Origin of the sequence: Pseudomonas sp. XWY-1, assembly GCF_002953115.1 — a bacterium.
Classification (GTDB): domain Bacteria; phylum Pseudomonadota; class Gammaproteobacteria; order Pseudomonadales; family Pseudomonadaceae; genus Aquipseudomonas; species Aquipseudomonas alloputida.
In genome coordinates, this window is the sequence record NZ_CP026332.1 from 23,721 (window position 1) to 38,295 (window position 14,575).

At 63.4% G+C, this 14,575-nt stretch carries 14 protein-coding genes; 6 read left to right on the forward strand and 8 right to left on the reverse strand.

Features of this window, described 5'->3' with window-relative positions; translation table 11 throughout:
• Positions 1-21: 21 nt before the first annotated feature.
• Genes rsmB through def form a run of 3 tightly spaced genes read right to left on the reverse strand, consistent with a single transcriptional unit; the run spans position 22 to position 2,828 of the window.
• Positions 22-1,332, reverse strand: coding sequence for a 16S rRNA (cytosine(967)-C(5))-methyltransferase RsmB (gene rsmB, locus PRJ_RS00105; RefSeq protein ID WP_104960524.1), 1,311 nt, complete (start codon positions 1,330-1,332; stop codon positions 22-24).
• Positions 1,329-2,261, reverse strand: coding sequence for a methionyl-tRNA formyltransferase (fmt, locus tag PRJ_RS00110; RefSeq protein WP_064492538.1), 933 nt, complete (start codon positions 2,259-2,261; stop codon positions 1,329-1,331). Before fmt ends, rsmB begins: the two co-directional genes overlap by 4 nt.
• 60 nt (positions 2,262-2,321) lie before the next feature.
• Entirely contained in the window at positions 2,322-2,828 is a 507-nt protein-coding gene (gene def, locus PRJ_RS00115) for a peptide deformylase (protein ID WP_003253111.1), read from the reverse strand.
• A gap of 206 nt (positions 2,829-3,034) precedes the next feature.
• Here def and dprA point away from each other — a divergent pair, with 206 nt between their 5' ends.
• From dprA to PRJ_RS00135, 3 genes are all read left to right on the forward strand, one after another.
• Positions 3,035-4,132, forward strand: coding sequence for a DNA-processing protein DprA (gene dprA / locus PRJ_RS00120; protein ID WP_104960525.1), 1,098 nt, complete (start codon positions 3,035-3,037; stop codon positions 4,130-4,132).
• A gap of 42 nt (positions 4,133-4,174) precedes the next feature.
• A complete protein-coding gene (locus PRJ_RS00125) occupies positions 4,175-4,732 on the forward strand; it encodes an L-threonylcarbamoyladenylate synthase (RefSeq protein WP_014859478.1) in 558 nt (185 codons plus the stop codon).
• Positions 4,733-5,179: 447 nt separating this feature from the next.
• Positions 5,180-5,497, forward strand: coding sequence for a hypothetical protein (locus PRJ_RS00135; protein ID WP_104886844.1), 318 nt, complete (start codon positions 5,180-5,182; stop codon positions 5,495-5,497).
• Between the two features lie 127 nt (positions 5,498-5,624).
• On the opposite strand, the gene PRJ_RS00140 is transcribed toward PRJ_RS00135, so the two are convergent.
• The gene (locus tag PRJ_RS00140) at positions 5,625-6,602 is read right to left on the reverse strand and encodes an NADPH:quinone reductase (RefSeq protein WP_104960526.1); all 978 of its coding nucleotides are present in this window, start codon (positions 6,600-6,602) and stop codon (positions 5,625-5,627) included.
• Between the two features lie 134 nt (positions 6,603-6,736).
• Between PRJ_RS00140 and hemF the strand changes: the two genes are divergently transcribed.
• On the forward strand, positions 6,737-7,648 hold the full coding sequence (gene hemF / locus PRJ_RS00145; protein ID WP_104960527.1) for an oxygen-dependent coproporphyrinogen oxidase: 912 nt from the start codon (positions 6,737-6,739) through the stop codon (positions 7,646-7,648).
• Positions 7,649-7,673: 25 nt separating this feature from the next.
• Positions 7,674-8,498, forward strand: coding sequence for a shikimate dehydrogenase (aroE, locus tag PRJ_RS00150; protein ID WP_010951480.1), 825 nt, complete (start codon positions 7,674-7,676; stop codon positions 8,496-8,498).
• Positions 8,499-8,626: 128 nt separating this feature from the next.
• On the opposite strand, the gene PRJ_RS00155 is transcribed toward aroE, so the two are convergent.
• The 3 genes from PRJ_RS00155 to betC form a co-directional block, all read right to left on the reverse strand.
• Positions 8,627-10,192 carry a SulP family inorganic anion transporter gene (locus tag PRJ_RS00155; RefSeq protein WP_064492534.1) on the reverse strand — a complete coding sequence of 522 codons (1,566 nt, stop codon included), beginning with the start codon at positions 10,190-10,192 and terminating at the stop codon, positions 8,627-8,629.
• A gap of 144 nt (positions 10,193-10,336) precedes the next feature.
• Entirely contained in the window at positions 10,337-11,260 is a 924-nt protein-coding gene (gene choX / locus PRJ_RS00165; protein ID WP_104960528.1) for a choline ABC transporter substrate-binding protein, read from the reverse strand.
• Positions 11,261-11,274: 14 nt separating this feature from the next.
• Entirely contained in the window at positions 11,275-12,792 is a 1,518-nt protein-coding gene (betC, locus tag PRJ_RS00170) for a choline-sulfatase (RefSeq protein ID WP_104886841.1), read from the reverse strand.
• A gap of 108 nt (positions 12,793-12,900) precedes the next feature.
• Here betC and PRJ_RS00175 point away from each other — a divergent pair, with 108 nt between their 5' ends.
• Positions 12,901-13,800, forward strand: a complete 900-nt coding sequence (locus tag PRJ_RS00175) for a LysR family transcriptional regulator (protein ID WP_104960529.1) — start codon at positions 12,901-12,903, stop codon at positions 13,798-13,800.
• A 111-nt stretch (positions 13,801-13,911) separates the two neighbouring features.
• Here the strand turns inward: PRJ_RS00175 and PRJ_RS00180 are convergent, their stop codons facing one another.
• Positions 13,912-14,529, reverse strand: coding sequence for an NAD(P)H-binding protein (locus PRJ_RS00180; protein ID WP_104960530.1), 618 nt, complete (start codon positions 14,527-14,529; stop codon positions 13,912-13,914).
• Positions 14,530-14,575 lie beyond the last annotated feature (46 nt).

The window sequence follows — 14,575 nt, forward strand, 5'->3', positions numbered from 1 at the left end:
GCTACTCCCTATCCTTTGTTCTTATCCGCGCGAGGCGGCGATCTTGATCAGCTTGGCATAGTAGAAACCGTCGTGGCCGCCTTCCAGGGCCAGCAACTGACGGCCGTGGGGCTGGCGCAGGCCGGCTTCGGTCGCCAGGTCCAGCTCACGAGCGCCCGGGGTGCGCGCGAGGAAGGCTTTGATCACTTCAGTGTTCTCGGTCGGCAATGTGGAGCAGGTGGCGTATAGCAGCATGCCGCCCACTTCCAAGGTCGGCCACAGGGCATCGAGCAGCTCGCCTTGCAGTGTGGCCAAAGCCGGGATGTCGTCGGCTTGGCGGGTCAGCTTGATGTCCGGGTGGCGGCGAATCACGCCGGTGGCCGAGCACGGCGCGTCGAGCAGAATGCGCTGGAATGGCTTGCCGTCCCACCAGCTGGCAGTGTCGCGGGCATCGCAGGCGATCAGCTCGGCGTCCAGCTGCAGGCGGTCGAGGTTTTCTCGCACGCGGGTCAGGCGCTTGGCTTCGAGGTCGATGGCCACCATGTGCGCCAGGCCAGCCTCGGCCTCCAGCAGGTGGCAGGTCTTGCCGCCCGGTGCGCAGCAAGCATCGAGCACGCGTTGGCCGGGGGCCAGTTCCAGCAGGTCGGCAGATAGCTGCGCGGCTTCGTCCTGCACGCTCACCCAGCCTTCGGCGAAGCCTGGCAGGCCGCGCACGTCGCAGGCTTCAGCCAGCACGATGCCATCCCGGCTGTACTGACATGCGCTGGCGCCAATGCCTGCTTCGGCCAGCAGTGCCAGGTAGGCATCGCGGCTATGGTGACGGCGGTTGACCCGCAGAATCATCGGAGGGTGGGCATTGTTGGCGGCGCAGATGGCCTCCCACTGCTCTGGCCAGAAGGCTTTCAGCGCCTTCTGCAGCCAGCGCGGGTGCGCGGTACGCACCACCGGGTCGCGCTCCATGCCGGCGAGCAGTTCCTCGCCTTCGCGCTGGGCACGGCGCAGCACGGCATTGAGCAGGCCCTTGGCCCACGGCTTCTTCAGTTTGTCGGCACAGCCCACGGTCTCGCCGATGGCGGCATGGGCCGGAATGCGCGTGTAGAACAGCTGGTACAGGCCGACCAGCAGCAGCGCCTGAACATCGGCATCGGCTGCCTTGAAGGGCTTTTGCAGCAGCTGTGCGGCCAGCAGGTCGAGGCGTGGCTGCCAGCGTGCGGTGCCGAACGCCAGGTCCTGGGTCAGGCCGCGGTCGCGTTCATCTACCTTGTCCAGTTGCGCCGGCAGCGAGCTGTTCAGCGAAGCCTTGCCGCTGAGCACAGCGGCAAGCGCACGGGCGGCGGCGAGGCGTGGGTTCATTGGCCCAGCACCTTGCCGGCGGCGAACTTCTCGCGGCGGCTGTTGAACAGGTCACTGAAGCTCAATGCCTTGCCGCCAGGCAGTTGCAGGCGGGTCAGGCTCAGGGCTTGGTCACCGCACGCAACTACGAGGCCGTCCTTGCTGGCGGAAAGTATCTCGCCTGGGGCGCCTTGGCCTGTGGACAGGTTGGCGGCCAGCACCTTGACGCTTTCACCATCCAGAGTGCTGTGACACACCGGCCATGGGTTGAAGGCGCGGATCAGGCGTTCCAGCTCGACAGCCGGGCGGGTCCAGTCGATACGCGCTTCGTCCTTGTTCAGTTTGTGCGCGTAGGTGGCCAGGGCATCGTCCTGTATTTCGCCTTGCAGCGAACCGTCAGCCAGGCCGGCGATGGCCTGAACCACTGCGGGCGGGCCCATTTCGGCCAGGCGATCGTGCAAGGTGCCGCCGGTGTCCTCGGCGCTGATCGGGGTGACTACCTTGAGCAGCATCGGCCCGGTGTCCAGGCCGGCTTCCATGCGCATCACGGTCACGCCGCTTTCGGCGTCGCCGGCTTCCACGGCACGCTGGATCGGCGCGGCACCGCGCCAGCGTGGCAGCAGGGACGCGTGGCTGTTGATGCAACCCAGGCGCGGGATATCCAGCACCACCTGCGGCAGGATCAGGCCGTAGGCGACCACTACCATCAGGTCTGGTTTCAGTGCGGCCAGTTCGGCCTGCGCATCGGCATTGCGCAGGGTCTGCGGCTGGAACACCGGGATGTCATGGGCCACGGCCAGTGCCTTGACCGCACTTGGCATCAGCTTCTGGCCACGGCCGGCCGGGCGGTCGGGCTGTGTGTAGACGGCCACGATCTCGTAGGGGCTGTCGAGCAGGGCCTTGAGGTGTTCGGCGGCAAACTCTGGAGTGCCTGCAAAGACGATGCGCATGGAGTTCTCGCTTCAAAAAAGAAAAAGGCTTGCCGGAGCAAGCCTTCAGGAAGGTGGGGATCAGGCTTGCTGGCGATGCTGCTTTTCCAGCTTCTTCTTGATCCGGTCGCGCTTGAGCTGCGACAGGTAGTCGACGAACAGCTTGCCGTTGAGGTGATCGAATTCGTGCTGTACGCACACCGCCAGCAGGCCTTCGCATTCCAGTTCGAACGGCTTGCCGTCGCGGTCCTGGGCCTTGACCCGGACACGCAGCGGGCGGTCGACGTTCTCGTAGAAGCCCGGTACCGACAGGCAGCCCTCCTGGTACTGGCCCATGTCATGGGTGAGCTCTTCGACCGACGGGTTGATGAAGACGCGTGGTTCGCTGCGGTCTTCGCTGAGGTCCATGACCACAACCTGCTTGTGCACGTTCACCTGGGTAGCGGCCAGGCCGATGCCAGGGGCTTCGTACATGGTTTCAAACATGTCGTCGATCAGCTGACGCAGGGCGTCGTCGAACTCCGTCACCGGTTTGGCGAGGGTGCGCAGGCGCGGGTCCGGGAATTCGAGAATGTTCAAGATGGCCATAAGGTCAGGCAGTCACTGTGCGTTCGGTTGAAAACTGAGCACACATAATAAAGGGAAACGGGGATTTCGGCACCTGGCAAGCTCGTCTAGGGTGACTATGGGCTTGATAGCCCCCAATCAATGGACAGCTTTTCAAAGTGTTACTCACAGAGTTATCCACAGGTTGTGCCACGTAATTGGCCCCGTTTCGATCAAGGATGATCTCAATGCCCAGTCACCATTCGTCGCCCTGCCCGCCTGCCGAACTGGAGGCACGCTTACGCCTGCATCGCCTCCCCGATGCTGGACTGCGACGCTTTCGAACGTTGCTCGAAGCCTTCGGCAGTGCCTCCTCCGCGCTCAGTGCTCCCGCTTCGGCCTGGCGAGCGTTGGGCATTCCCCAAGCCACCATCGATGCCCGGCGCAGTGCCGAGGTACGCGATGGCGCACTGGCTGCTATGGCTTGGCTGGAGCGCCCTGGCCAGCATTTGCTGATGTGGGACGGCCCAGACTACCCAGCCTTGCTGGCAGAAATCGACGATGCCCCGCCGCTGCTTTTTGTCGCTGGCGAACCTGCCTTGCTCGATCGTCCTCAGCTGGCCATCGTGGGCAGCAGACGTGCCACACCCCCGGCGCTCGACACCGCCCGGGCATTTTCCCGCTACCTCGCGCAGGCTGGTTTCACCATTACCAGCGGGCTGGCGGTAGGTGTCGACGGTGCCGCTCATCGGGCCGCGTTGCAGGCTGGCGGCGGCACGATTGCCGTGCTCGGGACGGGGTTGCAAAAACTTTATCCACAGCGCCATCGGGACCTTGCGCAGGCGATGATCGACAACGGCAGCGCGCTGGTTTCCGAGTATCCCCTGGATGCCGGGCCGCTGCCCGGCAACTTCCCCCGGCGCAACCGCATCATCAGTGGGCTGTCGCTCGGTGTGCTGGTGGTCGAGGCAAGCCTCGCCAGCGGCTCGCTGATCACGGCGCGTCTGGCGGCGGAACAAGGCCGCGAGGTGTACGCCATTCCGGGCTCCATTCATCACCCGGGGGCCAAGGGCTGTCACCAGCTGATCCGTGATGGGGCGCTGCTGGTGGAAACTGTGGAACAGATCCTGGAAAGCTTGCAGGGTTGGCAGAACCTGCCGCCTGCGGTTGTGGACAGATTCGACCACCCCCTGCTCGCCCTGCTGCATGCCGCACCCCAGACCAGTGAAAGCCTGGCCCACTGCAGCGAGCAGCCGCTGGCCGACGTGCTGGCGCAGTTGACCGAGCTGGAGCTGGAAGGCCGGGTCAGCAATGAAGCCGGGCGTTGGTTTGCCCGCGCGGGCTAAGTACACTGCTCACATGCAAGGTATATAGGCGGAGAAACAGCAATGGTGAGCAGTTTTCGTGTGCAACAAGCCGCACGTGAGATCCGGGCGGGCGCGGTGATCGCCTACCCGACGGAAGCGGTCTGGGGCCTGGGCTGCGACCCATGGAACGAGGACGCGGTGTATCGCCTGCTGGCGCTGAAGTCGCGTCCTGTGGATAAAGGGCTGATTCTGATCGCTGACAATATCCGTCAGTTCGACTTCCTGTTCGAGGATTTCCCCGAGGACTGGATCGACCGCATGAGCAGCACCTGGCCGGGGCCGAACACCTGGCTGGTGCCGCACCAGGACCTGTTGCCCGAATGGGTGACCGGGCAGCATGACACGGTGGCGCTGCGGGTCAGTGATCACCCGGTGGTGCGTGAGCTGTGCGCGCTGGTGGGGCCGCTGATTTCCACCTCGTGCAACCCTGGCGGGCGCCCGGCGGCAAAGACCCGCTTGCGGGTTGAGCAGTACTTCCATGGCCAGTTGGACCTGGTGCTTGGCGGGGCGCTGGGCGGGCGGAAGAACCCGAGTGTGATTCGCAACCTGGCAACCGGCGAAGTCGTTCGCCCGGGTTGATACCTATCCACAGGCCTGGCTCGGGACTCGGGCCCCTGTGGGAGCGGGCGCGCCCGCGAAGAATACAACTCGGTGCCTGGCACGGGCTTCGCCCGTGTTCGCGGGCATGCCCGCTCCCACAGGTTCGGGCCTAGCCACCGGAGATTTTTCTGATTTTGTCTCGAATGGTTGTCCGGTTTGAGGATTGGGAAATATCCTACGACCCGCGTCCCCTGCCATCACCTGTTCAGTAGGAACCAGTGTCTTTAGGCTCTATCCGTCGCCGAATAACTTGGCGATCGGGTGTGGTAGCCCGGATGCATTTTTTCCATGACAGTCTATGGTGGCTGTGCGTGGGAGGCTTTCGAGCCTGCCTGGATTGGAAAATGCCCAGGTCTACCACCTCGCGTACAGTCGCCACCCATTCACGTGGTAGTGAGGGTTGGCGGCCTTGAGGAGCATTTTCCAATGATGAAGAAAATAGTCCCCGATCCACCTCTCCCATGCACCTCCACCCGCCCCTTCGGCCACTGCGATGCCGGCCACGATCCACTCTTCACCGTCAACCCAAACATTTCTGCCGAGGACGCTCTGGTCCACGTAGCCCTTTACCTGCGCAGCGCTTACGAAACCGGCTACAAAGCTTTGGACTACATGCGTGAAGAAGGCCGTGGCATGTTCTGGTCGAACCTGCATGCGATTGAGATGGCAGAGGGTGTGATCGAGGCGATACTCGATGGCATCGAGTCGTCTCCACCGCCGACAAACCGACCCTCACAGGCATAGCGAAGCTATCGAAGCCGACGCAGTACCTGTGGGAGCGGGCTTGCCCGCGAACACCGGCAAAGCCGGTGCCATCCATTGCGGTGGCTTCTTCGCGGGTAAACCCGCTCCTACAGGGGATGTGTGTGGCTCAGGGGATTAGTACAGTCGATCCTACAGTCCGCCGCGCCGACAGCTCTGCCTGCGCCTTGGCCGCCTCGCTTAGTGGATACCGCTGCTGGATATCCACAACCAGCTTCCCGCTCGCAATCATCGCAAACAGGTCATCGGCCATGGCCTGGGTGTTCTCGGCATTGTTGGCATAGGTGGCCAAGGTCGGCCGGGTGACATACAGCGAACCCTTCTGCGCCAGGATCCCCAGGTTCACCCCGCTCACCGCACCGGAAGCGTTGCCAAAGCTCACCATCAACCCACGCGGGCGCAGGCAGTCCAGCGAGGTCAGCCAGGTGTCGGCACCCACGCCGTCATACACCACCGGGCATTTCTTGCCGTCGGTCAGCTCCAGTACGCGCTTGGCCAGGTCTTCACGGCTGTAGTCGATGGTCGCCCAAGCCCCCAGCGCTTTGGCCCGTTCGGCCTTCTCGGCAGAGCTCACGGTGCCGATCAGCTTGGCGCCCAGGGCCTTGGCCCATTGGCAGGCCAGCGACCCTACACCACCGGCTGCGGCATGGAACAGGATCACATCACCCGCCTTCACCTCATAGGTCTGCTTCAACAGGTACTGTACGGTCAAACCCTTGAGCATAACCGCCGCCGCCTGCTCGAAGCTGATGGTGTCCGGCAGCTTGACCAGGTTGGCTTCCGGTAGCGTATGCACCTCGCTGTAGGCGCCCAGCGGGCCGCCGGCATGTGCCACACGGTCTCCTACCTTCAGCCGGGACACGCCTTCGCCCACGGCCTCTACCACACCTGCTGCTTCGGTACCCAGGCCAGAAGGCAGGGACGGCGGCGCATACAGCCCGCTTCGGAAGTAGGTATCGATGAAGTTCAGGCCGATCGCATGGTTACGCACACGCACCTGCTGTGGCCCAGGCGGGGTGGGTTCGAATTCCACAAACTGCAGCACTTCCGGGCCGCCATGCTGGCTGAACTGGATACGCTTGGCCATCTCGCACTCCTGTAGTCGGGATCGGGAAAGGCCTTCTATCGGACGCCTTTGCTTGGTCGTCGTCAACTGCGGCGCGCGCGCTGGCGGTGGTATGCTACGCGGCGAATTCTTCCCTGCCCGTTCCTGGTGACCCGATGACTAGCCGCACCGAGGCCGTGAAAGCCTACCTGCTCGACCTGCAAGACCGCATCTGCTCTGCCCTCGAAACAGAAGACGGCGGTGCCCGCTTCGTCGAGGACGCCTGGGTGCGCGAAGCCGGTGGCGGGGGCCGCACGCGGGTTATCGGTGAGGGCAAAGTGATCGAAAAAGGTGGGGTCAACTTCTCCCATGTGTTTGGTAGCGGCCTGCCGCCGTCGGCCAGTGCCCACCGTCCCGAACTGGCAGGCCGTGGCTTCGAAGCCTTGGGTGTGTCGCTGGTGATACACCCGCACAACCCGCATGTGCCCACTTCCCACGCCAACGTTCGCTTCTTCATCGCCGAAAAGGAAGGTGAAGAGGCCGTATGGTGGTTTGGCGGCGGCTTTGACCTGACGCCATACTATGGCAACGAAGAAGACTGCATTCACTGGCACCGAGTGGCCGAGCAGGCTTGCGCGCCGTTTGGCGCCGACGTGTACCCGCGCTACAAAGCCTGGTGCGATCGCTACTTCCACCTCAAGCACCGTGGCGAGCCACGCGGTATCGGCGGCTTGTTCTTCGATGACCTGAACGAGTGGGACTTCGACACTTGCTTCGCCTTCATCCGCGCCATCGGCGATGCCTTCGTCGACGCCTACCTGCCAATCGTCCAGCGCCGCAAGAACACGCCCTACACCCCGCAGCAGCGCGAGTTCCAGGAATACCGCCGTGGCCGGTACGTGGAGTTCAACCTGGTCTATGACCGCGGCACCCTGTTCGGCCTGCAGTCCGGTGGCCGCACCGAATCCATCCTCATGTCGCTGCCACCGCAGGTGCGTTGGGGCTATGACTGGAAGGCCGCGCCCGGCAGTGAAGAAGCGCGCCTGACAGAGTACTTCCTGCAAGACCGCGACTGGCTCGGCCAGTAAGCCTGTGGATAAACAAGGAGCCGTCATGGACCAGTACGTCGTTTTTGGTAACCCCATCGGCCACAGCAAGTCGCCGCTGATCCACCGCCTGTTCGCCGAGCAGACCGGTCAGGACCTGGAATATGCCACGCTGCTGGCGCCACTGGACGAGTTCAGCGACTGCGCGCGCGGCTTCTTCAAGCAAGGCAGTGGCGGCAATGTCACCGTGCCGTTCAAGGAAGAGGCCTTCCGCCTGTGCGACAGCCTGACCCCACGTGCCCGGCGCGCAGGCGCAGTGAACACGCTGAGCAAGCTGGCTGATGGCACCCTGCAGGGCGACAACACCGACGGCGCTGGCCTGGTGCGCGACCTGACGGTGAATGCCGGGGTCGAGCTGGCGGGCAAGCGCATTCTCATCCTCGGTGCCGGTGGCGCCGTGCGCGGCGTGCTGGAGCCTATTCTGGCGCACAAGCCGCAGTCGCTGGTGATTGCCAACCGTACCGTGGAAAAGGCCGAGCAGCTGGCGCGCGAGTTCGATGAACTGGGGCCGGTGGTGGCCAGCGGATTTGCCTGGTTGCAGGAGCCTGTGGATGTAATCATCAACGCCACCTCGGCGAGCCTGGCCGGGGAGTTGCCACCGATTGCCGACAGCCTGGTCGAGGCGGGTCGTACGGTTTGCTACGACATGATGTATGGCAAGGAGCCGACGCCGTTTTGCCAGTGGGCTACCAAGCTGGGGGCTGCCAAGGTACTGGATGGGTTGGGGATGCTGGCTGAGCAGGCGGCTGAAGCCTTCTTTATCTGGCGTGGCGTGAGGCCGGATACGGCGCCGGTGTTGGCTGAACTGCGCCGGCAACTCGCTCGGGGCTGAGATGGCCGGGGCCGCTTGGCGGCCCTATCGCGCGCAAGGCCGTTCCCACAAAGTACGTCGTACGCCGATCCTCTGTGGGAGCGGCCTTGCGTCGCGATGGGCTGCAAAGCAGCCCCAGAATCCCAACCTCATTCCTCAAACCGGATCGGGCACAACTCCACCCCTTCCAGCTTCTGCAACTCCTCGATCACCTGCGGCCTGGCCCGGTGCAAGGTCAAACTCCCCCCCAATCGCCGCAACCGCCGCGCCTCGCGGTGCAACATGTCCACACCCGAGTAATCGATGAAATTCACCTGCCGGGCATCGATCACTACATGCGGACCTTGGCAGCGCTGCAAGCGCACTTGTAGGTAATGCGCCGCACCAAAGAAAATCGACCCACCTACCCGCAATACATCCGCGTCCCCTTCACGGCTTTGTTGGATCCGTGGTCGTGAGGTGCGCTTCAAATAGAAGAACAGCGAAGCCAGCACGCCGGCATAGATGGCCGTCTGCAGCTCCAGCAGCAATGTCGCTGCAGCCGTCAGCGCCATCACCAGAAACTCCGAGCGGCTGACCCGGAACAATGCACGGATCCCTCGGTGGTCCACCAACCCCCAGCAGATCAGCAGAATGCTGCCGGCCATGGCCGGTATCGGCAGGTGCGCGATCAGGCCGGCGCCGGTCACCGCGAACAACGCCACCCACAGCGCTGAAAACACCCCGGCCATGGGCGAGCGGGCGCCCGCCTCGTAGCTCAGGCCCGAGCGGGTGAAGGAACCGGCAGACAGGTAACCAGAGAAAAATGCACCGGCAATGTTCGACAGGCCCTGTGCGCGTATTTCCTGGTCCGGGTCGATTAGTTGTTCTGAACGTGCCGACAACGAACGGGCAATCGACAGACTGGTGACCAACCCCAGCATGCCTACCGCCACAGCGCTGGGCAGCAGACGCAACATGAGCTCCACGTCCAGCAAAGGCAGCGGGCTGAAAGGCGGGAGTTGCCCGGTGAACGCTGCCACCCGCGGTACATGGCCAAAGAAGCCCGGCATCAGCCAGGCCAGCAAGCTGACCAGGATCAGGCTTATCAACAGGCTCGGCCAGCGTGGGCGCCAGAGTTTGAAGGCCACACCGATCACTACGGTGGCCAGGCCCAGCAGCAAGGAAGGCAGGTCGACCTCGCCTGCGTGGCTGGCCAGGTCCTGTACGGTCATCAGCGCGGTGGCCTGGCTGGGCAGGGCCATGCCCAGCAGGTTGGGTAGCTGGCCCAAGGCAATGACGATGGCGGCACCCAGCGTGAAGCCGAGCACCACGGAATGGGAGACGAAGTTGACCAGCGCGCCGAAGCGCAATAGCCCGAGCAGCAGCTGGAAAATGCCGCCGAGGAAGGTCAGCAGCAACACCAGCGTGATGTAGTCAGCGCTACCGGCCACGGCCAGCGGGCTGATGCTGGCGTAGAGCACGATGGAAATGGCGGCGGTCGGGCCGCAGATCAGGTACCAGGAAGAGCCCCACAGGCAGGCTATCAGTACCGGCACGATGGCAGCGTAAAGCCCGTATTCGGCGGGCAGGCCGGCGATCAGGGCGTAGGCGATGGATTGCGGCAGGGCGAGGATGGCGCCGCTCAGGCCTACCAGCAGGTCCTGGCGCAGGCTGCGGCCCGATTGGCGGGGAAGCCAGGTGAGGAAGGGCAGCAGTAAAGAGAGGCGATGCATGGGTTATCCACAATCCTTAAGGGGTCGCCAAGCCCTGTGGGAGCGGGCATGCCCGCGAAAAAGCCAACGCGTTGCTTGGCACCGGCTTTGCCGGTGTTCGCGGGCGCGCCCGCTCCCACAGGGTTGGTGTGTTGCTTTGTGAGATTACAGTTTGGCTTTGACGGCCTCCAGGGCATCCCCATCGGCCTTGGTGGTAACTCCGGCCAACCACCCATCCAACCGTTCAGGATGCGCTTTCACCCAGGCCTTGGCCGCTTCATCGAAGCTGATCTTCTTGTCTACCACCTCGGCCATGATGCTGTTTTCCATGTCCAGTGTGAACTTGAGGTTACCCAGCAGCTTCGCGGCATTCGGGCAGGCTTGTGGATAACCCTTGCGCGTCAGCGTGTATACCTCGCCCTTGCTGCCGAACCACTTTTCCCCACCGGTCAGGTAATGCATTTTCAGTTTCACGTTCATCGGGTGCGGGGTCCAGCCAAGGAAGGTGATGAATTGCTGCTTCTTCACCGCCCGGTCGACCTGGGCCAGCATCGCCTGCTCGCTGGACTCCACCAGCTTCCACTGGCCGAGGTTGAATTCATTCTTGTCGATGATTGCCTTGAGCGACAGGTTGGCCGGGGCGCCGGAGCCGATTCCGTACAGCTTTCTGTCGAACTGCCCGGCGTGTTTCTGCAGGTCAGCGAAGTCCTTCACCCCGGCATTCCACACATAGTCGGGCACTGCGAGGGTGAACTCGGTTCCCTCCAGGTTGCGCGACAGCTGCTGCACATCGCCGTTGGCGATGAACTTGTCATGGAAGCCTTGCTGCGCCGGCATCCAGTTGCCGAGGAAGGCGTCGACCTGGCCGTCCTTGAGGCCGCCGTAGATGATCGGTACGGCCAGGCTGTCGATCTTCACCTGGTAACCCAGGCTTTCCAGTAACAGGCGTGCCACGGCATTGGTCGAGGCAATATCACTCCAGCCGGGGTCGGCCATTTTCACGGTACTGCATTGCGCATCGCTGTCTGCGGCGTTGGCCGTGGTGGCGCTCAGGGCCAGGACGAACACGGCGGCGGAGAACTTGTGCATGGCGGCCTCTCTTCTCAATCCAGGGGGGCGGGCTGTGGATAACGTGCCTTGCGCTCGAGGTCATCGAGATCGATGTGGTTGCGCATGTACTGTTGGCTGGCATCCACCAGTGGTTGGTGATCCCAGCTTTTCAGCTTGCCGATGGCCAGCGCTTCGGCCACCAGCCGGCGGCGGCGCTGGCTGGCCAGCACCTGCTGGCGCAGGCTGGGGATGTCCCAGCGCTGTTGTGCTTCATCGACAAATGCCTGCAGCAGCACCTGGTGGTCCGGGCTGCCGGTGAGGTTCTCCCGCTCGTGCGGGTCGCGGCTCAGGTCATAGAGTAGGCATGGGTCGTCTTCGCTGTACACGAACTTGTAGGGCCCGCGGCGGATCATCATCAGCGGGCCGACGGTGCCTTCGGCCATATACTCGCCGATCACCTCGTCGTGACCGCCCTGCCCTTGCAGATGGCCCAGCAGTGAGCGGCCGTCCAGCTGCAGGTCTTTATCCACAGCGCCGCCAGCCAGTTCGACCAAGGTTGGCAACAGGTCGCAGGTCGACACCGAGGCAGTGACCCGGCCCGCCGCGAAGCGCTTCGGCGCATGGATCAGCAGCGGCACCCGCGCCGACATTTCGAACCAGTGCATTTTGTACCAGAGGCCACGTTCGCCAAGCATGTCGCCGTGGTCGCCGGAAAACACGATCACTGTGTCATCGGCCAGGTTGCATTCCTCCAGGGTCTGCAGCAATTGGCCGATGTTGTCATCGATATAGCTGCACGCGCCGAAGTAGGCGCGGCGGGCGTCGCGAACCTTATCCACAGGCAGTGGCTTGTTCCACAGGTCGTAGACTTTCAGCAGGCGCTGCGAATGCGGGTCGAGTGCTGCCTGGCTGAACTCGGCACGGGGCATGGGGATATCCACACCTTCGTAGCGGTCCCAGTAGCGTTTGGCAATGGTGTAGGGGTCGTGCGGGTGCGTCATCGAAACGGTCAGGCAAAATGGCCGGCCATCGTTTTCGCGCACATGGTCGTACAGGTACTGGCGCGCCTTGAACACCACCTCCTCGTCGAAATCCAGCTGATTGGTGCGCACGCATGGACCGGCCTGCAGCACCGAGGACATGTTGTGGTACCAGCTTGGACGCACATCGGGTTCGTCCCAGTTCACCGCCCAACCGTAGTCGGCCGGGTAGATGTCGCTGGTCAGGCGTTCTTCATAGCCGTGCAACTGGTCCGGGCCGCAGAAGTGCATCTTGCCCGACAGCGCGGTGCGGTAGCCCAGGCGACGCAGGTAATGGGCGTAGGTCGGCACATCGGCAGGGAAGTCGGCCGCGTTGTCGTAGGCGCCAATGCGGCTGGGCAACTGACCGCTGACCAGGGTGAAGCGTGATGGCGCGCACAGTGGGCTGTTGCAGTAGGCCGAGTCGAACACCACGGCTTGCTCGGCCAGACGGCCGAGGTGCGGCATCTTGATGGGCGAAGGGCCGTAGATCGGCAGCAAGGGCGCGGCCATCTGGTCGGCCATGATGAACAGGATATTCGGACGCGTCATGGTGGCTTCCATCGTTGAGGGTTATGCGAACCGCTTGCCTACCAAGATGCGACTGTGGATAACATGGGTAAAGCCCATGGCGGGCAATGACTGGGATTAGCCAAGCTTATGTTTGAGCACCTTGCCGGGTTGTCGCTGGATACCTTGCGCGTATTCGAGGCTGCTGCGCGCCTGCGTGGCTTTACCGCTGCGGCGCTGGAGTTGGGTACCACGCAGCCGGCAGTGAGCCAGCAGGTGAAGCGCCTGGAGGCACAGTTGGGCACGCGCCTGTTTGACCGCATTTACCGGGGCATCGAGCTGACCGAGGCTGGCCAGTTGCTGTTCGAACAGGTGCATCAGGGGCTGCAGTCCATGGATGACGGTATTGCCCAGGCCGGCGGGCGCGGCCAGCGCGAAGTGCTGCAGGTCGCCACCGACTTTGCCTTTGCGGCGTTCTGGCTGATGCCAAGGCTGCAGCGCTTTCATGAGGCTTATCCACAGGTGGATGTGAGTCTGGTGACGGGTGAGCGCAGCCAGGGCATGTTGCGCCCGGACATTGATGTGGCGGTGCTGTTTGGCGATGGACGCTTTCACCAAGGAGAAAGCCGCTGGCTATTCGATGAGGAAGTGTTCCCGGTGTGCAGCCCCCATCTGACTCATGGCAAAGCCTTGTCAGCTGTGGCTTTGCAACGATTGCCGCTGCTGCATTTGAAGGGCGAGCAGGCCAGCCGCTGGTTTGACTGGGCGGGGGTATTTCGTGGGTTTGGTGTGGAAAGCTCACCGCCGGCGGGGCAGCTGCGGTTTGATAACTATACCTTGCTGATTCAGGCAGCGATTGCCGGGCAAGGGGTGGCGATTGGCTGGGCGCACCTGGTGGACAGGTTGGTGGAGCAAGGGTTGCTGTGCCGGCCGCTGGAGGGGAGTTTGCGCTCGGAACGCGGCTATTACGTAGTCTTACCGCCGCGCAAGCGGCGTGGGGCGTTGATCGAGCGGTTCGTGGATTGGTTGGAGCAGGAGCGCAGCCTTTGAGATTTTGGGGGCCATCGCGACACAAGGCCGCTCCCAGAAAAACACTGCACACGCCGGCCCATGTGTGTGCGGCCTTGCGTCGCGATGGGCTGCGCAGCAGCCCCCGGCAATCTAGACCACGAAGTTCAGGTGCTCGCCCCGGTGCAAGTCCAGCTCCAGCATGTCCACCATCCCCGCTGCGATCCTGGACAAGCGCCGCAACGGCTCAGCCAGCCCAGGCTCCAGCGTGCCTTCGGTACTGCGAAAATGCTCCATGCCCAACCCGGCCAGTTCCTGCGGTGCATTGATCAGCGTCCAGTGCAAGGCACTGCGCTGCAACCCATCAACCACCTGGGCCACGCATTCCCGCTCCACCTCGCTGTACTTGCCCGGTTTATCCAGCACATCGAAATCGCCCACAAGCAGCAGCCGGCGTATAGTCGTACGCGCAAGCCCCGCCACCAGCGCCTCGCTCAAGCGTGCCTGCCCCGGCAGGTCACCCGGCGCCAGCGCTGGTAACAGGGCGATCACCGCCGAGCCGCCCGCTGCGCCCTGCTCCGCCTGGTGGGCATCACCCAGCCCCCCTATCTTGAAGTGCAGGCCCGGGCGCGGCGAATGGCGGTTGAGGTCGTCGACCACGGCGATGACTTCGTGCTGGCGCGACAGCAGCTCGACCATCAGGGCATTGCCCAGGCTGCTTTCAGGCCCGAACAGGACCAGTTTGAACACTGGGGTTTCGGCGTTTTTCACTGCATCACTCCCGTTGCAGGTGGTGATGGTTGGACCGCAATCAGGA

Bases quoted from the DNA above. Each gene is read 5' to 3' on its own strand.
- aroE (WP_010951480.1), top strand. From the start codon at position 7,674: ATGGACCAGTACGTCGTTTTTGGTAACCCCATCGGCCACAGCAAGTCG.
- PRJ_RS00135 (WP_104886844.1), top strand. From the start codon at position 5,180: ATGATGAAGAAAATAGTCCCCGATCCACCTCTCCCATGCACCTCCACC.
- def (WP_003253111.1), bottom strand. From the start codon at position 2,828: ATGGCCATCTTGAACATTCTCGAATTCCCGGACCCGCGCCTGCGCACC.
- PRJ_RS00175 (WP_104960529.1), top strand. From the start codon at position 12,901: ATGTTTGAGCACCTTGCCGGGTTGTCGCTGGATACCTTGCGCGTATTC.
- betC (WP_104886841.1), bottom strand. From the start codon at position 12,792: ATGACGCGTCCGAATATCCTGTTCATCATGGCCGACCAGATGGCCGCG.
- PRJ_RS00155 (WP_064492534.1), bottom strand. From the start codon at position 10,192: ATGCATCGCCTCTCTTTACTGCTGCCCTTCCTCACCTGGCTTCCCCGC.
- dprA (WP_104960525.1), top strand. From the start codon at position 3,035: ATGCCCAGTCACCATTCGTCGCCCTGCCCGCCTGCCGAACTGGAGGCA.
- hemF (WP_104960527.1), top strand. From the start codon at position 6,737: ATGACTAGCCGCACCGAGGCCGTGAAAGCCTACCTGCTCGACCTGCAA.
- choX (WP_104960528.1), bottom strand. From the start codon at position 11,260: ATGCACAAGTTCTCCGCCGCCGTGTTCGTCCTGGCCCTGAGCGCCACC.
- rsmB (WP_104960524.1), bottom strand. From the start codon at position 1,332: ATGAACCCACGCCTCGCCGCCGCCCGTGCGCTTGCCGCTGTGCTCAGC.
- fmt (WP_064492538.1), bottom strand. From the start codon at position 2,261: ATGCGCATCGTCTTTGCAGGCACTCCAGAGTTTGCCGCCGAACACCTC.
- PRJ_RS00125 (WP_014859478.1), top strand. From the start codon at position 4,175: ATGGTGAGCAGTTTTCGTGTGCAACAAGCCGCACGTGAGATCCGGGCG.
- PRJ_RS00140 (WP_104960526.1), bottom strand. From the start codon at position 6,602: ATGGCCAAGCGTATCCAGTTCAGCCAGCATGGCGGCCCGGAAGTGCTG.